This is a genomic window from Corallococcus macrosporus DSM 14697, from assembly GCF_002305895.1.
Taxonomy (GTDB): domain Bacteria; phylum Myxococcota; class Myxococcia; order Myxococcales; family Myxococcaceae; genus Myxococcus; species Myxococcus macrosporus.
The window spans coordinates 5,800,001-5,820,341 of sequence record NZ_CP022203.1; the positions used below are offsets into that span (position 1 = coordinate 5,800,001).

Sequence of the window (20,341 nt, forward strand, 5' to 3'; positions counted from 1 at the left end):
CCGCGACTTCTTGTTACCGTTTTCTTCGCTGCTGCCTCGCCGTCTTTTCGTTCGGCGGGGCGTCAGCTTCTATTTCAGTCCGGCGTCTTCTGTCAAGCTGCTCTTTTTCGCCGTCCTGCTGGCTTCCGGAGTCTTCAGCGCCGCCCAGTGGCTTCCGCTGCTTTCTTCCGGAGGGGCGCGGCTTCTACCGCTTCGCCGCCCTCCCTGTCAACCACTGCTTCGTTGACTCCCTCGACTCGTCCGCCCTTTCCTTCCGGGCTTCTTCGTCGGGGGCGCGGCTTCTACCACCACCGCGTCTTCTGTCAACCCGCTGCGTTGACCGCCGTATTCCTCGTTGTCGTACTGACTCGCTCGAAGTGCCTTCCGCGCCAGTGCGCGGGCTTCTTCGCGAGGGGCGCGGCTTCTACCACTGCCGCGCTTCCTGTCAACCGCCCGAGCGTCCTGCTCCCGAGAACCGACCGACACCCCAGTTCCATCGCCCCTTGGAGATGGCTCCCACACACCTACCGCCCGCCCGCTGGTCTACTTCACTTCGGTCGACCGCTTCGAACCCGACGCTCCGCATCCATTGGAGTGAACGCGCCAGGTTCGCGGTCTTATTTCGACGTCGTTCAGAGAACCAGGGCACTCGCGCGACAGATTCCGCTCCCAATCAGGAGCGGACACGCAGGTGGCCGCCGTGCTCCCGAGCGCCTTTGTGACGCCCGCGCAACGCGGCGAGGTGGACCGCTTGTCCACCGAGGGTTCAGCCTGCGCAAGAAGTTTGATTCCGGGCACTTCCTGCCTGGAGGTCAGCCGCCGATTCCCAGGCCCAGCTTCGACACATCCACCCTGCCCCGTCGGCAGCGCTCCGCCACCACGACCGAGCGCAGCTCTCCATATGCGCGCTCGAAATCATCATTCACGACGACGTAGTCGTAGGACGCGATTCCCCGCTCGATCTCCGAGCGGGCCGCCAGCATGCGGCGCCGGATGGTTTCGTCGGAGTCCGTCTGGCGGTCCCGCAGGCGCCGCTCCAACTCCTCCATGGAAGGCGGCAGCACGAAAATCGTCACCGCGTCCGGGTGCTTGCGCTTGATGGCCTGCCCGCCCTGCACGTCGATGTCGAAGATGGCGGCGCTCTTACGCGAACGCGCCTCGTCCACCACCGACTGGGGGCTTCCGTAGAAGTGGCCGTGGACTTCCGCCCACTCCACGAACTCGCCGCGCTCGATCTTCGACTGGAAGGTCGCGACATCAACGAAGTTGTAATCCACCCCCTCGCGCTCCTTCCCCCGAGGCCGGCGGGTGGTGACGCTGATGGAGAACACCGCATCCGGCGTCTCCTTGAGGAGCCGGTGCGCAAGGGTGGTCTTCCCCGCCCCAGACGGCGCGGAGAGCACGAGCAACAAGCCAGGCGGGAGCACGATATTCGCGTTCATTCGACGTTCTGCACCTGTTCGCGGATGCGCTCGACCTCGGCCTTCATCGCCACCACCCGGACGGAAATCTCGGCGTGCTGGCTCTTGGAGCCGGTCGTGTTCACCTCGCGGTGCATCTCCTGCACGAGGAAGTCCATTCGACGGCCAGCGGGCTCGGTGCTGGCCATGAGGGCCCGGAACTGCTCCAGGTGGCTCGCCAGGCGGGTCACCTCTTCGGCGATGTCCGTGCGCTCGGCGAAGAGCGCCACTTCCTGGGCCAGGCGCTGCGGGTCCACCGCGACGCCACTGGCGAGCTCGGCGATGCGGTCAGTGAGCCGCTGCTGGTACTCCTGCACGGCCTTCGGCGCGAGCTGAGCGACCTCCCTGCTCCACCCCTCCAGCAGCTTCACCCGGGCATCGAGGTCCGCATGGATGGCCTCACCCTCGATGCGGCGCATCTTCTCCAGCGCCGTCAGCGCCTGGTCCAGGGCCGCCTGGAGCGCCTGGGAGGCGGACTCCAGCTCCACGCCCTTCTCCTCCAGCCGCACCACCCCTGGTTGGTTCGCCACCTGCGACCAGGCGACGTCTCCCGGGAGGCCCAGCTCGCTGGCCAGCTCTCGGAACGCGCGCACGTACTCACGCGCCAGGCCCAGGTCCACGGTGGGGACCGTCCCGGAGGCGGTGGGGGCCTGCCGTTTCACCAGCAGTTCCACCGAGCCCCGGGCGAGCCGGTCCTTCACCTGCTTGGTCACCAGGCTTTCCTGGGACGAAAGTTCCCGGGGAAGGCGTGCCTTCACCTCACAGAACTTGTGATTGAGCGAGCGAAGCTCGACGGAGACTTCCTCGTCCCCCACGCGCGCGCGGCCCGCGCCAAACCCGGTCATGCTCTTCAACATTGGGCGGTTGCTAGGGGCTTTCGGGTCCGAGGTCAAGCCGCGCGCTTGCACCGCCCCCAGTTCTGTGTAGGGTCCGGCCGCGAGATGTCCTGGCACAAGCGGCTCGAGTCATGGGCGAAGCTGACACTGGCGTTCGTGGCGTCCGCCCTGCTGTGGCGCCCGCGCCGCCGGCGGCGTCCTGGCACCCCACTCCCCCATCCTCGCAAGGTCCTGCTCGTGCGGCCCGACAACCGCGTGGGCGAGGCGCTCCTCACCACCCCGTTGATGCGGACACTCAAGGCGAACCTCCAGCCCGCGCCCGAGGTCCATGTCCTGGTGCATGCGAAGGTCGCTCGCGTCCTGACCGGTCATCCGGACGCGGACGCCATCATCCCCTTTGACCGGCGGCGCATCTGGCTCGGTGCCCTGGCGCCCGGCATCGCAGCGCTGCGGCGCGCCCGGTATGACGTGGTGGTCGACTGCGCCAACTGGGAATCGCCCTCCGTCACGAGCGCGCTCGTGTCCCGGCTCGCGGGCCCCGAGGCCGTCGTCATTGGCCCCGACCTCTGGCCGGTGTCCCGGCTGCACTCCCTGCCCGTTCCGGCCCGCTCGGACACGCGGAACGAAGCCGTGCAGCGGACGCACCTGCTGACGCCGCTCACGAATGGCACCCCCATGGCGCGCGGATTGTCCTTCCGGGAGCCCGCTGTGGGCCCGGCCATCCACGCCTATCTGGAGTCACTCGCTGGAAAGCCCGCCGCCGTCATCAATCCCGGTGGGCGTCTGGGGCCCCGGCGCATCCCCCCCATGGCCTTCGCCGCCGCGGCCCGGGCGCTGGTGGCGCTGGGGCGCGTGCCCATTGTCACATGGGGGCCTGGGGAGGAAGCGCTCGCGCGCAGCGTGGTCGACGCGGCGCCTGGCGCCGAGTTCGCGCCCGCCACCAACCTGGACGAACTGGCGGCGCTGATGCGCGCCGCGGGCCTCACCGTCTGCAACAACACCGGCCCCATGCATCTGTCCGTCGCCGTGGGCGCTCCCACCCTGGCCTTCTTCCTCCGGATGGACATGGAGCGCTGGGGCCATGCCTACGCCCCCCACCGCATGGTCGACCTCACGCCCCTGGTAGACGGCGCGGGGGGCCAGGGGCTGGAAGCGCGCGCTGCGGACGAGGCCCGGGCGTTCGCCGCGGCCCTCTCCTCCTGAGACGTCAATCGCCGGGCGGCTGCGGCTCCACCCATGCCCGTTCCGGAGTGAGCCTGGGGATGCCGTCCTCCACGGGCCAGTTCCCCCCACACCGCCGGCATGAGAGCCGGGGCGGGGCCTCGTGTTCGTCCAGGGCGCCCTTGCAGAGCGGACACCCCAGGACGGCGCGCACCCGCGGGTCCAGCAAGGGCACCGTCTACCCCGCGCCCTCGCGGCCCAGCCGCCGCGCCAGGTCCGTGGTGCTGTGGTCCTTCGGGTCCCCGGAGACGGCCGTCCGCCCGCCGTAGGCGCGGACTTCATCCGCCTCCGGGATGCTGTCCGGCGTGTAGTCCGTGCCCTTCACGTGGACGTCCGGTTTCAGCGCCCGGATGATGACGCGGACGTTGGACTCGTCGAAGACGATGACCCGGTCGGTGCAGGCCAGCGCGGCCACCAGTTCGGCCCGCTCACCCTCGGGGATATAGGGACGGCCCGGGCCCTTGTAGGCCCGTGTCGAGGCGTCCGAGTTCACCGCCACCACGAGCACGTCCGCCAGGGCCCGCGCCCCTTCCAGGTAGCGGACATGGCCCACGTGCAGCAGGTCGAACACGCCGTTGGCCAGCGCCACCGTGCGCCCTTCGGCCCGCCAGCGCTCACGCTCCTCCGCCACCTTCGCGAGCGGTTGGATTTTCTCGAGGGTGCTCATCGCGCGCTCCGAAGCTCTTCGAGCAGTTCATCGCGGGACACCGTCGCGGTGCCCGGCTTCTGCACCACCAACGAACCCGCCACGTTCGCCAGCCGCGCCGCATCACCGAACGAGGCCTTCGCGGCCAACGCCAGGGCGAACGTCGCAATCACCGTGTCTCCCGCCCCAGTCACGTCCACCGCGGCCTTCGCGCCATGGACGGGGATGAGGTCCACGCCCCCGTCCGCGTCGAAGAGCGCCATGCCGTGACGGCCTCGCGTCACCAGGAGCGCGCGACACGCCAGCCGCTTCAACGCGGCGGCCCCCGCCGCCAACAAGTCCTCTTGCGTCCGCACCGGGTGCCCCGCGAGCGCCTCCAGCTCCGGCTCGTTGGGCTTGCAGACCGTCAGCCCCGAGAAGGAAGACAGGTCGTAGCGGCTGTCCACGCAGACGGGCATGCCAGCCGCGGCCAGGCGCCGAAGCACGTCACGAACCTCGTCCCCCAGCACACCGGCGCCGTAGTCGGACACCACCACCGCGTCCACGCCCTGGGCGGAGGACTCGACCTGCCGGGCCAGCGCCCTGCGCATCTTCGGAGGGAGCGAGCCACGCTGGCCCCGGTCCAGCCGCAGCATCTGTTGCCGCGTGGTGCTCACGCCACCGGCGAGGATGCGCGTCTTCGTCTCCGTTTCGATGCCGCGCCCGCTCACCGCGTCCAACTGGATGCCGGACTCCGTGCACAGGCGCCGCAGCTCCTTCCCCATCTCGTCCTGCCCCAACGCCCCGACGGCGGAGACCTGCCCGGACAGGGCTCGCACGTTGGCCGCGACGTTGGCGCCACCGCCGAGCTTCACCTCCGCGGACTCGTAGCGGACGATGAGCACCGGGGCCTCCCGGCTCACCCGGTCCGTCTGTCCGTAGATGTAGTGGTCGGCAACGAGGTCGCCCACCAGCAACACCTTTCGGCGTGCGAACGCGAGCGGCAGGCGGGAGAGCGACGGCATCGAACGAGCGGGCGAGACTGCGGCCATGGCGGCGGTTTGTCCCACAGGCGTCCCCACCTCACAAGCCGCGCGGTACATCCTCCAGCCCAAGCGCTCGGCGCAAATGGGATTCACCTTCCAGAATCTCGACGCCCAGGCGGACCACCCAGGCCTCGAAGCCCTGAGGCAGACGCACCGCGTCCTTTTCCGTCGTCACCACCCTCGCCCCCTGGCGCACCGCCCGCGCCTGGACGTCACGCAGCTCATCCGCCGTGAAGCGATGGTGGTCCGGGAACAGCGCGGCCTCACGCAGCTCGGTCCCCAGCGACCGCAGCGTCTGCAGGAAGCCCCCTGGACGGGCGAGGCCGGCCAGCGCCAGCACGGGCTGCGCGGTCATCGCCGTCACGGGATGCAGGACGCCCTCCGGGTCGACCCAGGCCGTGGGCCGGTAGCGAGTCCGGACCCTGGGAATCCCCTGGCTCGCGGGCAACCACCCGCCCAGCGTGTCCGCGAAGCGTTCCGGGCTGTCGCCTGTCGGCACCCACCGGTGCGTATCGCCTTGATGAGCGTGTGCGTGCGGTTCCTGAGCGACGGCATCGACGCCACGGGCCAGGCGCGGAGAGGGGGTCGCCGCCGCCGATGTCGCGGTGGCCCTCAGCCAGAAGAGGGTCGCGCGCCGGAGGGAGCCACGCGGCTCGCGCAAAGGCCCCCGCGGCAGCATGTGGCCGTTCCCCAGCCCCACGGACTCGTCCACCACGACGAAGTCCTCGTCACGCGCGAGCCGGCGATGCTGGAACCCATCGTCGAGCAACACCGTGTCCAGGCCGAACTCATCACGTGCACGGTAGGCGCTGGCGACGCGGTCCGAGCCCACGAAGAGCCGGACCTGGGGACACCGACGTGCCAGCAGCAGCGGCTCATCGCCCGCGACGTCCGCCGACGGAAGCGGCTCCGTCCCAATGAAGGTCAACGGCTCCCGAGTGGCGCGACCGTACCCTCGCGTGAGGATTCCGACCTTGCGGCCTGATTGGACCAGTTGCTCGGCCAGGTGGAGGACCGCGGGCGTCTTGCCCGTGCCCCCCACGTTGACGTTGCCCACGGAGAGGACCTTGAGCCCTTCGACCCGCTCCGCGCGCAAGAGCCCGGCGTCGTAGAGCGCTCCCCTCACATGCACCGCGGCCGCGTACGGCCATGACAGCACGGTGAGCGGCGACAAGAGCACGCGCCGCTCCCAGGGCTCCGGGGACGGCGGGTAGAAGACGCGTTCAATGGCCGTGGGGGCATCGGCGGGCGTCACGGCACACGCCTCGCTCGCGCGTAGAGCGCGAGGACATCCGCGGCGACCTGCTCGTTCGTCGGGTGCTTCACCGGCGAACGCTGGCCAGAGAGCGCCGCGGAGACCACCGCCTCCGGTGTGGGCTTCTCCACTCGCGCGTCCGCGAGGTCCGGCAACGCGCCCTCGTCCACCGCCACCACGCGGACACCGCACGCGCGGGCCTGCGCCGCCGCTCGGGCGCTCCAGTCATTGCCCAACCCGAGCAGCCAGACCTCGTCGAGCGCCCTCAGCCACCGCGCGAACGCGTCTCCTTGCTGGTAGCCCGCGAAGGTGACGGCGTCCGCCAGCCCCAGGGATTGGACCTGCGCGCGCGTCGGCTCCAGCAGGGCGCCATCCCCCACCAGGACCAGGCGCGCACCCGGCCGCTGCTTCCGGTACAGGGCGAAGGCCTCCACCCCCACGGCGTGCCTGCGGGAGGGCTGAAACGTGGAGACCATGCCGATGAGGGGCTCGCCTTCGAGCCCCAGCTCCGCTCGCAGGGCGCGCGCGGCCGTCGCCGGATGGAACCGGGCGTCCACCAACGCGGGCAGGACCTGGGCTGTCGCGCCCTTCTCCAGCAAGCGAGGCAGCAGCGCGCTCGCGGGGACGGTGTAGGCGTCCGCCGCGGGGAGCGAGGCCCGCAACGAGCGTGGGGCATGCAGCGAGCGGACCAGGATGGCGCCCGCGGGCCGCCCCCACCGCGCCAGCAGATGGTCGTGGCTGAAGTGCGAGTGCACCACATCCACCGTTCGTGCCTTCAAGCGGCGCAGGTCGCGCAACATCCGCCAGGGCGGTGACTTCACGGACAGCTCCAGGCCTCCCTCGTCCAACAAGCCGAGTTCCTGGAAGCGCGGAGCGGCGGGCTCCTCCGCCAGCACCTCCTTGCGCCGGCGGTCCACGGCCACCGTGACGTCATGGCCCGCGGCTCGCTGTGCCTGAGCCAGGAGCGCCACGTTCTCTGCCGGACCGCTGAAGAAGGGGCTCGCGAGGAGATGGAGAATTCGCATCCGGTCAGCGCTCCACGGTGGACCGGTAGACGTCGGAGAGCGCCCGCGCCTCGTGCTCCACGCCGCAGCGCCGACGGGCCTCCTCCGCCGCGTTGCGGCCTATCTCCCGGGCGCGCTCGGGCTCTCGCATCAACATGTCCAGCAGCTCGCGCAGGCCCTGGACGTCTCCAGGCTCGAAGAAGAAGCCCGTGCGGCCGTGCTCGATGAGCGTGTCCAGATACGGCAGCTTCGAGGCCACCACGCAGCAGCCCGAGGCCATGGCCTCGACGTGGACCAGGGAGTAGCCTTCCGCGTACGAGGGGTGCACCAGCACGCTCAGGCCCTGGTACCAGGGCTCGATGACCGACTGCTCGCCGGGCAACGCGAGGTGGTCCTCGATGCCCGCCATCTCCTGGTTCAGCCAGTCCAGGTCCGGCCCCTTCGCGAGCCCGACGAGGACGGGCTGCCATTCGGGGTGCTGGGACAGCAGCGGCCGGATGGCCTGGACGAAGTCCCCCTGCCCCTTCTCCTTCCGGATGCGTCCGATGACGCCGATGCCGTAACGCCCCCCCAGGCCGAGCTTGCGCCACGCCAGGTCCCGATTCTCTGGCGGGTGGAAGCGCGTCAGGTCGATGCCGTGGGAGACCACCGTGGACGGCAGCGCGATGACGTCCGCGACCTGCTTCGTCAACGAGACGAGCGCATCCGCGCCCCTCGCGATGAAGCGGGTGAAGCCGCTGGGCGCCATCGAGGTGTGCCGGGTGAAGACGAGCCGGACCTGCCGGCCCAGGAGCTTCAGCAGCATGCCCACCAGCAGCTCGTTGTTCCGGTGCGCATGCCACACCACCGGCTCCTGGCGCAGGCGGCGCAGCAGCTCCGGCCACGTGATTCTTGGGAGCCCCTCGCTCAAGCCCGAGCCGATGACGCGCGTCTCCGAATCCCGGGCCAGCGCGGGCACCACCGACTCCACGTGGCGCGTCACGCCCGTGTAGCGGTGGTGGAAGTGCGGGTGGATGATGAGGGTCATCGCGGGTCCGGTCTCCCATGCGGGAACAACGTCGTCATCGCCTCCGCGTTCCTTTCACTGGCGCCCGAAATCCCGCGCACCGTCTCCAATGCCTGGGCGCCCAGGCTCGCGAGCCGGTCCGGTGAGTCGAGCAGCGATACGAGCGCTTCCTCCAAGGCCGCGGCGTCCCGCACCTGGAGCCCTCCCTGCCCTGTCAGCAACGCCACGCTGTCCCGGAAGTTGTCCATGTGCGGCCCGTAGAGCACCGGCTTCCCCTGCCCCGCGGGCTCCAGGATGTTCTGGCCACCCCGCGCCGTGAAGGAGCCCCCGACGAACACCACCGTCGCCAGCCGGTAGGCCCTCGACAGCTCGCCGATGGTGTCCAGGACCACCACCTGGCCCCGCTCGGGGTTGCCCTGCGAACGAAGCCCCACGCCCAGCCCCGCCTCCCGCGCGAGCGACACGATTCGCGCCGCCCTGTCCACATACCGGGGCGCAATCACCAGCCGCAGGTCCGGCCACCGCTGGAGCAGTCGCTGATACACCCCCAGGAGCGGGGCCTCCTCCCCCTCGTGCGTGCTGCCGGCAATCCATACGCGCTCGCCCGCCGCCAGCCCCAGCGCCGCGCGGAGGGCTTCGTCCTCGGCCACGGGGCCCGCGGCCAGTGCGTCGAACTTCGTGTTCCCCGTCACCTTCACCCAGTCCGGCCTCGCGCCGAGCCGCCGCGCGCGGACGGCCTCGTCCTCCTCGCGCATCAGGAGGAGGTCCAGGTCTTTCAGCGGGTTGCCGATGAGGCGGAACAACGTCTGGTACTTCCCCACGTTCGCCGGTGAGAAGCGCCCGTTCGTCATCACCACCCGCGCCCCGCCCCGCTTCGCCGCGCGGATGAGGTTGGGCCAGATTTCGGTGTACTCCAACACCAGCACGTCCGGACGGATGGCCCGGACGGCCCGCCGCGTCGCGCCCCAGAGGTCGTAGGGGACGTAGATGACCCCGTCGATGTCGTTCGCCAGCCGCCCCTTCGCCATCGCATAGCCGCTGTCCGTCATCGTCGACAGGAGCAGCCGGCAGCCCGGGAAGCGGGCTCGCAGCGGGCCGAACATCGGCGAGAGGGCCAGCAGGTCCCCGGCGCTCGCGCCATGCAGCCAGAGGACGGGCCCGTCACCGGGGGGCAGGTGGCTGTCCGGGCCATAGAAGCCCAGGCGCTCCATCAGCCCATGGCGCGTCTTCCGGTGCAGTGCGAGCACCGGGAACAGGGCTGCGAAGAGCAGGTAGGTGGCGAGGACGTAGAGGACGCGCATGGGCGGCTGAACGCGCCGTCTATCAGATGCCCGGCCCGCGGGGCAGCACGCGCACGGGGCCAGGCACCAGCCAGGGCCGCCATTCCGTCCCGAAGAAGCGCCCGGGCGCACGCACCCACACCTCCACCTGCACCACGCCCGGCTCCGTCAGCTCGACGGACCGGCCATCCGCCCCCAGGCGGCCGCTTCCCCACACCCGCACCCGCGCCGAGTCCGCTTCGGGGAGCCCTGGGAGACGGACTGTCAGCCGGTCTCCCTCGCGGGCCTCGCGCCGCACGGCGTCCATACCCTCCAACACGAAGCCCCCGGGCTCTCCCAGCGCCCGGAAGGCGCACAGCGCCTGGCCGCTGCCCAGGGCCCGGCTGACCCGCACCGCCGCGTCCTTCGCGTCCTCGGGCAGCGGGAAGGGCAGCGTCTCCGAGGGCAGGTACATGGCCAGGGACGCGAACACCGCCCCGTAGGGTGGCAGGCCGTGTGCGTCATGGGCGCAGAACGCCAGGCGCGGGCGCTCACGCGACAGTTCCAGGAAGCGGGCCATGGGCTCCGGCTCCGGCGCGACGAGCAACATCACGCCATGCACCGCGTTGGTCAACGACGCGCCCACCGCGGGCAACAAGCGGCTGAACGGGTTGCGCACCGCGTGCCGGAAGAAGGTGTCCGCCGAGTACAGCTCGAAGCCGGGCGCCTCCTTCGCGCTCGCGTCATCCTTCCAGGGGTTGCGCTTCTGGACGGGGTGGGCCAGCACCGCCGTGCCCCCCGCGGCCTCCACGGCGCGCACCGCGTCCCCTGGAGGCATCCACGCGCGCATGCCCTCCAGCGGGCGCGCCATGCCGAACGCCACGAGGTGCCCGTGCGACGTGGAGATCTCCACGCCGTGCACCAACAGCACGCCGTGGACGAAGGCCGGCTCGCGGGGCGCGAAGTCGTTGTGGTCGGTGAGCACCACGAAGTCCAGGCCCGCCGCCCGGGCCGCCGCCGCCACCGCCTCCGGCGTGCCTCGCCCGTCCGAACGCGTGGTGTGGACGTGGAAGGCGCCCCGCACCCAGCGAGGCGCATCCTCTTTCGGGAGCACCACCGGGTAGGTGGCGAAGGACGCGGAGAGCGCGAAGAAGCCCGCGACGCCCAGCACCAGGACCGCCAGCCCCAGCGCCGCCCGCCCCCCCTTCCCCGCCGCTGTCTTCAACCGGCTCACGCCGCGCCTCGCTCCGAGGAGCCCTCCGTCTGCATCCGCCACAGCGCCGCGTAGCGCCCATCCCGCTTCAGCAGCTCCGCGTGCGAGCCGCTCTCGACGACGCGCCCCGCCTCCATCACGTTGAGGACGTCCGCGGTCACCACCGTCGACAGCCGGTGCGCAATCACCAGGGCCGTGCGGCCCGGGAGCACCGCCGCCAACGCGGCCTGGACCTCGCGCTCGCTCTCGGGGTCGAGGCTGCTCGTCGCCTCGTCCAGCACCAGCACCGGGGCCCGCGCCAGCACCGCGCGGGCGATGCACAGCCGCTGACGCTGGCCGCCGCTGAGCGCCACGCCCCGCTCGCCGATGCGCGTGTCATAGCCCTCCGGCAGCGCGCGGATGAAGCCGTCCGCGTGCGCCACCTTCGCCGCCGCCTCCACCTCTTCCCGCGTGGCGTCCGGCCGCGCGTAGCGCAGGTTGTCCAGCACCGTGCCGTGGAACAGCAGCGGCTCCTGCGTCACCAGCGCGAACTGCGCGCGGACGCTCGCGGCCGTGTACCGGTCCGCGTCCACCCCATCCACGAGGAGCTGGCCCTTCTGGGGCTTCTCGAAGCGCAGCAACAGCGACGTCACCGTGCTCTTGCCGCCGCCGCTGCCACCCACCAGCGCCGTCACCTGGCCCGCCTTCAGCTCCAGCGCCAGGCCGTCCAGCGCGGGGCGCTCTCCGTAGGCGAAGCGCACGCCCTCGAACTGGATGCTCCGGGACAGGGGCGGCGCGGGCACCGCGTCCGGCGCGTCCTCCACCGGGTGCTTCATGTCGAGCAGCGCGAAGAGGCGCTCGCCCGCCGCGCCCGCCTGCACCGCGAACTGCGTCACCCGGCCCAGGTCCTTCACCGGCTGGTACACCAGGATGACCGCCGTCAGCAGCGACAGCAGCGCCTCCGGCTCCAGCAGCTTCGCCCCCGCGGCATAGGCCAGCGCCCCCGCCAGGGCCGCCGCGGCCAGCACCTCCATCAACCCCGGCACCGCGCCCCGCGCCCACGCCGCGCTCACCACGGCCTTCTCGTGCGCCTTCGCGAAGACCGAGAAGCGGGCCAGCTCCGCCTCCTGGCCATTGAAGGCCTGGATGGTGCGCAGGCCGCCCAGGCCCTCGTGGAGCTGCCCGGCCAGGTTGCCGAGCTGCGTCTGGCCTTCCCGCGTGCGCTTGAGCACCTTGCGCGTCAGCTTCGAGGCCGGGAGCGCCGCGAGCGGTATCACCAGCAACATGAGGCCGCCCAGCAAGGGGCTCATGGAGAGCGCCACGCCCGCCAGGATGATGACCTGGAGGCTGTCGCGCAGGTACGAGCCCACCGTGTACATGGCCGCCGCTTCCACGGCGCTGACGTCCGAGGTGAAGCGGCTGAGCAGGTCACCCATCCGCTCGCGCGCGAGCTGGGCTGGCGACAGCGCGGTGAGCCGCCGGAACAGGTCGCGCCGCAGGTCCTTCACCACGCGCTGCGCGAACAGGCCCATGAAGTAGAACTGCGCCAGGTACCCCACGCCCTTCACCGCGCCGACGAGGACCATCACCAGCGGGAAGCCCCACAGCGCCGCCTCGCGCGGCAGGTCCGCCAGCCAGGGCACGTGCTGGGCGCTGGCGAAGCCCTCTTCACCGCCCGACAGCAGGAAGCGCAGCGCCGGGCCCGTGAGGTAGGCATACGCGCCCGTCGTGAGGCCCACCGCCGCCATGCCGACGAAGGCCAGGAGGAGCACACCGAAATGCGGGCGCGCATAGCGCAGCAGCCGCCAGAGAACCGTCTGCATGGCTAACGTCCCACCTTGCGCAGCGCCGCCTTCGCGAGCTGGGAGTACGGGTTGTACTCCAGCACCCGCAGCAGCTTCTTCCGCGCCAGCGGCGCGTCGCCCAGGTCCATGTCGATGATGGCGGAGATGAGGTGCAACCGCTCCACGTACGGGCCCAGCGACAGCGCCCGCTTCAACACCTGCTGTGCCTTCTGCGCCCGAACCACCAGCGCCCCCGTGGGCCTCCGGTACGTCGCCCAGGCGAGGAAGGGGTAGTACTCCGGCTCGTCCGGGTTGAGCGACACCGCTTCCTCGAAGGCCTTGGCCGCCGTGGGATAGTCCTGGCGCTTCAGGGCGGACGTTCCCCGGCGCAGGGCAATCTCCGCGTCCACCACCACCGCCGTGTTCCGCCCCACGTCCATCCGGCTGAAGAGGTACTGGAGGTACGCCTTGCGCTTCTCCTCCACGCTCAGCACCCGGTAGGACGCGGACAGCCGGTCCTGCACCGACTCCAGCAGGTCCTTCAGGTCGGAGATGTCGAACTCGGCGTAGGTGTCCGGGTGAAAGCGCATCGCCGTCTCGTGGTAGGCGCGCTCCACCGCCTCCGCGTCCGCCGCGATGTCCAGGCCCAGGCCTCCGAAGTAGCTGCGGGTGATGATGCGCAGCGCCTCCTCGCGCAAGGAGGCCGCCGTCTCGGGAGGCAGCGTCTTGCGCTTGCGCGGGGCAATCCGGTCCGGCAACACCGCCGCGGACAGCACGTCCGAGCCCGTGGCCACGGGCGTGGCGGAGAACGTCACCCCGCCCGTCAGCTTCAGGAACCACAGCAGCGAGCACGCCATGCGCAGCTCGCCGCGCCCGTGCGCCAGCAGGTCCTTCAGCGCGATGCGGCCGTTGACCTGCATCACGACCTTCAGGTCATCCGTGTCCAGCGCCATGGCCTGCAGGTCGCGCCCGAACTCCTGCGAGCGCACCGGGTAGTCGCTCATGTGCGCGCGCAGCGAGGCCGCCATCACCTTCATGGGAAAGCAGCGGCGCGCGCCGTCCAGCACGGGGGCCAGCGGCGGCACCTCCACGGAGGCGACCTCCGACGTGAAGTCGTCGCCCGCGTAGAAGGCGTAGCGCCCCTCGCGCATGCCCAGCACGCGCTCCACCCGGTCGCGGTTGAAGTCGCGCAGGAGCTGCAGCAGCTCCTCGCCCGCCGCCTCCACGCCCGCGTCCGCGAGCGCCGCGCCAATGCGCAGCCCCGAGTCCAGCGCCTCCGCCACCCGCTGCGCCTGCTGCGCGTCCAGCGCGTTCCGGGCGAGCAGGAAGGCCGGCAGCGAGTCCGCCTTCGCCGTGGAGTCGTAGCTCACCGGCCCGCCACGGAGGAAGTACACGCGCCGGCTCAGGCCCCGGTGCGCCACCACGAGCACGCCGTCCCGGCGCAGCCGGTAGATGGAGTGCATCAGCGCGGGCAGGGGGTAGCCCTTCAGCTCGCCCGAGTTGACGGCGGGCCTGGACAGCGTGGCCGCCAGCCCGGAGAGCGGCACCGCCTGCGCCGCGCGCACCAGCGACTCCAGCCGGGGAACCAGCTCCCCCGGCTTGAGCGGGTCCGCGACGTAGGCGTTCACCTTGAGGTCCAGCACCGAGCTCACGCCGCGCGCGCGCCCCAGGTGCCCCTTGTCGATGGCGACGATGGGCACCCTGCCGCCCTGCCCGTGCCCGCGGATGAGGTGCACCACGTGCGCGCCCTCCACCCGCGGCAGGTCCACCGACAGCACCACCACGTCCGGGTTGTCCGCCGCGAAGTGCTCCAGCGCCGTCACCGGATCATTCACCGCGCGAACGGTGTACCCTGCCTGGGAGAGCAGGCCTTTGAGGTGCTCGAGCGTGGGGGGATGGCTCTCGGCGAGCAGAAGCGTCTTCAAGGGGGCCGCAGTCTACACCTTCATCCGCTCCCGCATCAGGTACGATGCGCGCCCCTCTCATGACGACCCCACCCCGCATCCTCGTCGTCGCCGGCGAGGCGTCAGGCGATACCCACGCCGCCGAGCTCGTCGCCGCCCTCCGGGCTCGCCGTCCCGACCTCACCTTCTTTGGCATGGGCGGTGCCCGCCTGGCCGCCCAGGGGGTGGAGCAGCTCTTCGATGCCCGGGAGGTGTCCGTCATGGGCATCACCGAGGTGCTGCCCCGGATTCCCCGCATCCTCCAGATTCTGAAGGGGCTGGCCCAGGCCGCCGCCGACCGGAGGCCGGACGTGGCCATCCTGGTGGACATCCCGGACTTCAACCTGCGCCTGGCCAAGAAGCTCAAGGCGCTGGGCATCCCCGTCGCCTACTACGTGTCCCCGATGATCTGGGCCTGGCGCCGGGGCCGGGTGCGCACCATCAAACGGTTGGTGGACCGGATGCTCTGCATCCTCCCGTTCGAGGAGGAGTTCTACCGGGAGGCCGGGGTCAGCGCCCGCTACGTCGGCAGCCCGGTGGTGGAGCAGGTGCCCGCGTCCGACACCGCCACCGCCTTCCGCGAGCGGCTGGGGTTGGCGAAGGAGGCGCCGACGCTCGCGCTGTTGCCGGGCAGCCGGATGAGCGAAATCCGCCGTCTGCTTCCCGACATGGTGGAGGCGACGAAGCGGCTGGCCGCCGAGAGGCCCGGGCTCCAGGTGGTGGTCCCCGTCGCGCCCACCATCGACCGGGCGGAGATCACGTCCCGCTTCGAGGGCAGCGGCGTGACACCCATCCTGGTGGAGGGCCGCGCGCCCGAGGTGGTGGGCGCCAGCGACGCCGCGGTGGTGGCCTCGGGTACAGCCGTCCTGGAAGCCGGGCTGATGCAGCGCCCGCTGGTGGTCGTCTACCGCGTGTCGCTCATCACGTACTGGGTGGGCCGGTTGATGCTGAAGGTGGCCTTCGTGTCCCTCATCAACCTGCTGGCGGGCCGGCGCGTCGTCCCCGAGCTGCTCCAGGGGGAGATGACGCCCGAGCGCATCGCCGAGGAGGTCCGCCGCGTCTGGATGCCCGGGGCGCCTCGGGAGGAGATGCTCCAGGGGCTGGCGGAGATGCGCGGCCGGCTGGGAGAGACGGGCGCGGCCGCCCGCGCGGCGGAGTCCGTACTGGAGCTGCTGCCCCCGGGCCGCGTTTAGGGTATGTCGGCCGGGTGATGAACCCTGCCCTGGTCTGCATCCCCACGTACAACGAGCGGGAAAACATCGAGGCCATCGTCCGGGCGGTGCTGGAGGCCGACCCCCGGGTCGACATCCTCATCGTGGACGACAACTCGCCCGATGGCACGGGGCAGCTCGCGGACGGGCTCGCCCAGCAGGATGCGCGGGTGCGCGTGCTCCACCGGGAGAAGAAGGAGGGCCTGGGCCGCGCCTACCTCGCCGCGTTCCGCTGGGCCCTGGCCGAGCAGTACACGTACATCCTGGAGATGGACGCGGACTTCAGCCATGACCCGCGCTACCTGCCGGGCATCCTGGACGCGGCCGAGGCGGGCGCGGACCTGGTGCTGGGCTCGCGCTACGTCACGGGCGGCGGCACGGTGAACTGGGGCGTGGGCCGGCAGCTCATCAGCCGCGGCGGCAGCCTCTACGCGCGGTCGATTCTGGGCGTGGGCATCCAGGACCTCACCGGCGGCTTCAAGTGCTTCCACCGGCGGGTGCTGGAGGCCATCGACCTGGACGCGGTGAAGAGCACCGGGTACGCATTCCAGATTGAGCTGACCTACCGCGCGCTGCGCAAGGGCTTCACCGTGCGCGAGGTGCCCATCGTCTTCGAGGACCGGCGCGTGGGCCACTCCAAGATGAGCAAGAAAATCTTCGCCGAGGCTCTCACCATGGTGTGGAAGCTGCGGCTCACTGTCCGAGCCTGAGCTGTCATGCCGGAATACGCCTCGCTGTTCCTCGTCTCGCTGTCGGCCATCTTCTTCGTGGTGGACCCCATTGGCGTCGTCCCGCTGTTCCTGGCGATGACGGCCGGGGACACGCAGGAGAAGGTGCGCCGCACCGCCATGCGCGCCTGCCTGGTGGCCTGCGGGATGATGCTGTTCTTCGCCCTCTTCGGCGGCGTCATCTTCAAGGTGTTTGGCGTGTCGCTGGGCGCCTTCCGCGTGGCCGGCGGCATCCTGCTGCTCATCACCGCGCTGGACATGCTGCGCGCCCGCCCGTCCGAGACGCGCACCACGCCGTCCGAGGAGCAGGAGGGCGTGGTGAAGGAGGACGTGGCCATCGTCCCCCTCGCGATTCCGCTGCTGGCGGGCCCGGGCGCCATCGCCACCGCCATGGTGCTGATGGCCAAGGGCGACACGCTCACCTCCGCCATCCCCGTGCTGGCCGCCGTGGTGCTGACCTTCGTCGCCAGCTACTTCATCCTCCGCGCCTCCGGGCTCATCCAGCGCGTGCTGCGCCAGTCCGGCGTGGCCATTGTCGAGCGGGTGATGGGGCTCATCCTGGCCGCCATCGCGGTGCAGTTCATCGCGGACGGCGGCAAGGAGCTGCTCAGGTAGGGCCGGGGACGGCCACCCAGTCCAGGCCCTTGCGCTTCAGCATGCCCTGCGGCCTGCCCTCCAGGGACAGCTCGTCGTGGCTGGCCCGGCGCGCGTCGTACGCGTAGCCGCCCTGGACCTCCTGCAGGTACACCACCACCGCGTCCAGCACGTTCTCCTGCACCACCTTGAAGGTGGCGTCGCCGCAGCTTGGCGCGTCGCCGGAGAAGAAGCGCTCCAGCATCGCTTCTTCCGGACGGCGCACGTACACCACCACCGGCGCGGGCTCGTCGCGTCCGGCCGCGACGACCTCACGGACGACCTGGGATGGCACCGGCTCCCGCAGCAGCCGGTGCACGAGCTCGCACTTCTCCGCCTCCACGCCCTGCCGCTCCGCGAGGCGCGCCTGATGCGCGCATCCCGTGCCCCCCAGCATCCCCAGCCCGAGCAACGCCCACGCCTTCCGGTGGAACCGGTCCATGCGTCCTCTCCTCTCCCTCGGTGACTGCGCTACAGCTTTCGCCAGCGCGGGGGGCGAGGCGCGTGCTGAAGCACCGGGTCCTCCACCGCGATGATGTATTCCGCGCGGCGGTTTCCCGCCTCCGCCGTCTCGTCGGGCGTCGCGACGGCCGGGGCCTCTTCTCCCAGCCCTTCGTAGAACACCGGCACCCGTAGTCCCTTCTTCCGGAAATAGGCCGCCAGGCGCTTCGCCCGGCGCACCGACAGCTCGCGGTTCTCCGCCGCCGGCCCCACGGTGTCCGTGTGGCCGATGACATAGAGCCGCAGCGACGCGAAGCGCCCGTACTTCGCCAGCGCGTCCGCGATGAGCGCGTGGCTCTTGTCGAGCTTGCCCCGCTCCGCCGCTGGGATGTCCGCGCGGCCCGAGGCGAAGTTCACCTCCTCGTGCGGAATGTCCACCTGCCAGGGATACAGGTCCACGCCCGTGTAGAACTCCGCCGTGTCGAACGCCCGGAGGGAGATCTTCATCACCCGCCCCTCCTCCGCCGGCCATGTCAGCTCCAGCGGCGTCCCCGCCGCCTCGCCCTTGAAGGGCACCTCGCCCTCGAAGGCCTTCTTCCCGGTGTCCATCAACACCGTCAGCTCCGCGCGCTTCGCGGGCCGGTTCAGGACGAAGCGCAGCCGGCGCGCCGCCACGTCCACGTCCTCCTTGCGCACATCCAGCCTCAGCGCGCCGTACAGCTCCGTGTCGAAGGACAACGGCAGCTCGCCGGATTCCGCATCCGGGAAGCGCACCGTGAGCGCTCCCTCGTAGTGGAAGCGGCCCTCCGGCTGCGCGAGCTCGATGCGGCGCGTGAGCCCCGGATTGCCGCCGCCCTTCACCGCCACCTCGTGGCCGTCGCTGCGCTTCAGCTTCACCTCGAAGCCCGCGATGGGCTCCTCGATGTGGACCAGGAGCGCCGGGAGCTTCTCTCCCAGCACCGCGCGCCCTTCCAAGGACACTCGGATGGCGTCCGCGAGCACTGGCGTCGGCGAAGACAAAGCGAAGGTGAGCAGCAGCAGGCGGGCGTTCATGGCGCGGTGCGGGCCTCGGGCGTCACGGGCCGCGACCAACCGCGGCACGTGTGGGTGGATTCCTCCGCGAGGGTAGGACGAGGTGGCGTGCAGGGAAACGCTCCCCGCGGGGGACGTTGGAGGTGCGACGGTATTCAATCGCCCCCCGTCCCAGGGGAGTACCGGCCGGGGGGGCGAGGCGACTCCTTTCCGTCAGCCCTCCCGGGGACCTGAGAGGCCATGGCGCTCGAGCAGGCGGCGGAGCTGCGTCCGGTGGAGGCCCATCGCCCGGGCCGTGGCGGCGACGTTCCCCCCGTTCTCCCGGAGCGCCGTCTCCAGCCGGGTCCGCTCGGCCTCGTCCAGCGGCTTGCCCTGGAGCGCGGCCCGACCTGGGGTGGCCGCGGACGCCACCTGTGGCTCCGCGAGCGGCGGGCCGAACACCGCGCCGGCGGTGGGGCTCAGGTGTCTCGCCTCGAGACGCGGCGCCTCGTGAAGCAGCGCCTCCTGGGCGGCGCTGCGCACCTCCACCCGGAGCTCGCGCACGTTGCCCGGCCAGGCCCTCAACAGGCAGGCCTCGTGGAAGCCCACGTGCACGGGCAGGCGCGGTGCGAGTTCCTCCAGGAAGCGCTCCACCAGGAAGGGCACCTCCTCGGGGCGGCGGCGCATTGGCGGCAAGCCAACCTCCGGCCTGCCGAGGCGGAAGTAGAGGTCCTCGCGCATCCGGCCGCTGGCCACCTGCGCGCGCAGGTCCTTGTTCCCGGCGGAGCACACCCGCACGTCCACCTTCCGCGGCCGGGAGCCCCCCAGGGGGAGGACCTCTCCCGTCTCCAGCGCGCGCAGCAGCTTGGCCTGCACGGCCAGCTCCAGCTCGGCCACCTCGTCCAGGAACAACGTCCCGCCGTCCGCGGCCTGGAGGTAGCCCTCCGCGTCATCCGCGCCGGAGAAGGCGCCGCGCCGCGCGCCGAAGAGGAGCCTTTCGGCGAGCCCCTGCGGAATGGCCGCGCAGTTGACGGCCACGAAGGGCCCCGACGCGCGCGGCCCGCGCTCATGGAACGCGCGGGCCACGCCTTCCTTGCCGGTGCCGCTCTCCCCGTGGACGTGCAACGTGAAGCCGTGCTCCGCCGTGCGCGCGACCTGGTCCAGCAGCCGCTGCATCGCGGGCCCGCGCACGAAGTCGCGCGTCCTGACGACGCCGCGCCGGGCCACCGGCCCCACGTCCGCGCAGGGAACAAAGAGCGAGTCCCCCATGCGGATGACACGCTGGGCCTCGCGGGGCGCTCCCGCCACCAGGGGTGCCCCGTCCACGAACGTGCCATTCTGGCTGCCCTGGTCGGTGACCCAGAAGCGGCGGCCGTCGTACCGGACCTGTGCGTGGCTGCGAGACATCCGAGGGTCCTGGTGCGTCCCCAGCGAAGCGGCGCCCCGCCCCAGCAACAGCTCGCCGTCGAGCGGCAGGGCCTCGGCCATCGCGCTCCCCGCGCACAGGACGCGCAGCAGGCCCGGCACCGGGGCCTCGCCGGAGTCCGCCCCCCGCCCCGTGGCGTCGCTCTGCTGCAAGGTCGACCGGTCGTGTTCCATGTGCCTCCATCCTACGCGTGTGTCACTGGCACACGGCACCGTGCCACGGGCCGTGCCACCCGGGCCTCCGCCTCCGCGGCGCTCCGCCGTGACGCCCCGTGTACAGGA

At 71.3% G+C, this 20,341-nt stretch carries 18 protein-coding genes; 4 read left to right on the plus strand and 14 right to left on the minus strand.

All coding sequences use genetic code 11. The annotated features are described in order from the left end of the window. Positions 1–791: 791 nt before the first annotated feature. Entirely contained in the window at positions 792–1,421 is a 630-nt protein-coding gene (gmk, locus tag MYMAC_RS23185) for a guanylate kinase (RefSeq protein WP_013941265.1), read from the minus strand. Beyond that, positions 1,418–2,296: a YicC/YloC family endoribonuclease gene (locus MYMAC_RS23190; protein WP_013941266.1), complete on the minus strand. Its 879-nt coding sequence runs from the start codon at positions 2,294–2,296 to the stop codon at positions 1,418–1,420. The genes gmk and MYMAC_RS23190 overlap by 4 nt, the downstream gene beginning before the upstream one ends. A gap of 84 nt (positions 2,297–2,380) precedes the next feature. Between MYMAC_RS23190 and MYMAC_RS23195 the strand changes: the two genes are divergently transcribed. Then, the gene (locus tag MYMAC_RS23195; protein ID WP_095959673.1) at positions 2,381–3,478 is read left to right on the plus strand and encodes a glycosyltransferase family 9 protein; all 1,098 of its coding nucleotides are present in this window, start codon (positions 2,381–2,383) and stop codon (positions 3,476–3,478) included. A 196-nt stretch (positions 3,479–3,674) separates the two neighbouring features. Here MYMAC_RS23195 and MYMAC_RS23205 read toward each other — a convergent pair whose 3' ends face one another. The 9 genes from MYMAC_RS23205 to MYMAC_RS23245 are packed head-to-tail and all read right to left on the minus strand — an operon-like array spanning position 3,675 to position 14,592. Continuing rightward, a complete protein-coding gene (locus MYMAC_RS23205; protein WP_095959675.1) occupies positions 3,675–4,163 on the minus strand; it encodes an adenylyltransferase/cytidyltransferase family protein in 489 nt (162 codons plus the stop codon). Then, on the minus strand, positions 4,160–5,173 hold the full coding sequence (locus MYMAC_RS23210; RefSeq protein ID WP_239988965.1) for a bifunctional heptose 7-phosphate kinase/heptose 1-phosphate adenyltransferase: 1,014 nt from the start codon (positions 5,171–5,173) through the stop codon (positions 4,160–4,162). Before MYMAC_RS23210 ends, MYMAC_RS23205 begins: the two co-directional genes overlap by 4 nt. Positions 5,174–5,204: 31 nt before the next feature. Further along, positions 5,205–6,422: a tetraacyldisaccharide 4'-kinase gene (gene lpxK, locus MYMAC_RS23215; protein ID WP_095959677.1), complete on the minus strand. Its 1,218-nt coding sequence runs from the start codon at positions 6,420–6,422 to the stop codon at positions 5,205–5,207. Next, on the minus strand, positions 6,419–7,447 hold the full coding sequence (locus tag MYMAC_RS23220; RefSeq protein WP_095959678.1) for a glycosyltransferase: 1,029 nt from the start codon (positions 7,445–7,447) through the stop codon (positions 6,419–6,421). Before MYMAC_RS23220 ends, lpxK begins: the two co-directional genes overlap by 4 nt. A 4-nt stretch (positions 7,448–7,451) precedes the next feature. Then, positions 7,452–8,453 carry a glycosyltransferase family 4 protein gene (locus MYMAC_RS23225; RefSeq protein ID WP_095959679.1) on the minus strand — a complete coding sequence of 334 codons (1,002 nt, stop codon included), beginning with the start codon at positions 8,451–8,453 and terminating at the stop codon, positions 7,452–7,454. Beyond that, positions 8,450–9,733: a 3-deoxy-D-manno-octulosonic acid transferase gene (locus MYMAC_RS23230; protein WP_095959680.1), complete on the minus strand. Its 1,284-nt coding sequence runs from the start codon at positions 9,731–9,733 to the stop codon at positions 8,450–8,452. Before MYMAC_RS23230 ends, MYMAC_RS23225 begins: the two co-directional genes overlap by 4 nt. Before the next feature lie 22 nt (positions 9,734–9,755). Further along, positions 9,756–10,916, minus strand: coding sequence for a PHP domain-containing protein (locus MYMAC_RS23235; RefSeq protein WP_095959681.1), 1,161 nt, complete (start codon positions 10,914–10,916; stop codon positions 9,756–9,758). A gap of 5 nt (positions 10,917–10,921) precedes the next feature. Then, a complete protein-coding gene (locus tag MYMAC_RS23240; protein ID WP_095959682.1) occupies positions 10,922–12,706 on the minus strand; it encodes an ABC transporter ATP-binding protein in 1,785 nt (594 codons plus the stop codon). A gap of 2 nt (positions 12,707–12,708) precedes the next feature. After that, positions 12,709–14,592, minus strand: coding sequence for a DUF4388 domain-containing protein (locus tag MYMAC_RS23245; RefSeq protein ID WP_095959683.1), 1,884 nt, complete (start codon positions 14,590–14,592; stop codon positions 12,709–12,711). A gap of 59 nt (positions 14,593–14,651) precedes the next feature. Between MYMAC_RS23245 and lpxB the strand changes: the two genes are divergently transcribed. The 3 genes from lpxB to MYMAC_RS23260 are packed head-to-tail and all read left to right on the plus strand — an operon-like array spanning position 14,652 to position 17,164. Beyond that, positions 14,652–15,803: a lipid-A-disaccharide synthase gene (gene lpxB, locus MYMAC_RS23250; protein WP_095959684.1), complete on the plus strand. Its 1,152-nt coding sequence runs from the start codon at positions 14,652–14,654 to the stop codon at positions 15,801–15,803. A 17-nt stretch (positions 15,804–15,820) separates the two neighbouring features. After that, positions 15,821–16,531: a polyprenol monophosphomannose synthase gene (locus MYMAC_RS23255; protein WP_013941278.1), complete on the plus strand. Its 711-nt coding sequence runs from the start codon at positions 15,821–15,823 to the stop codon at positions 16,529–16,531. A gap of 6 nt (positions 16,532–16,537) precedes the next feature. After that, entirely contained in the window at positions 16,538–17,164 is a 627-nt protein-coding gene (locus MYMAC_RS23260) for a MarC family protein (protein ID WP_013941279.1), read from the plus strand. Here MYMAC_RS23260 and MYMAC_RS23265 read toward each other — a convergent pair. Genes MYMAC_RS23265 through MYMAC_RS23275 form a run of 3 tightly spaced genes read right to left on the minus strand, consistent with a single transcriptional unit; the run spans position 17,157 to position 20,233 of the window. Next, a complete protein-coding gene (locus MYMAC_RS23265) occupies positions 17,157–17,624 on the minus strand; it encodes a hypothetical protein (protein ID WP_013941280.1) in 468 nt (155 codons plus the stop codon). The genes MYMAC_RS23260 and MYMAC_RS23265 overlap by 8 nt on opposite strands. 29 nt (positions 17,625–17,653) lie before the next feature. Then, positions 17,654–18,814 carry an OmpA family protein gene (locus tag MYMAC_RS23270; protein WP_095959685.1) on the minus strand — a complete coding sequence of 387 codons (1,161 nt, stop codon included), beginning with the start codon at positions 18,812–18,814 and terminating at the stop codon, positions 17,654–17,656. Between the two features lie 54 nt (positions 18,815–18,868). Beyond that, positions 18,869–20,233 carry a sigma 54-interacting transcriptional regulator gene (locus tag MYMAC_RS23275; RefSeq protein WP_095959686.1) on the minus strand — a complete coding sequence of 455 codons (1,365 nt, stop codon included), beginning with the start codon at positions 20,231–20,233 and terminating at the stop codon, positions 18,869–18,871. Positions 20,234–20,341: the final 108 nt, after the last annotated feature.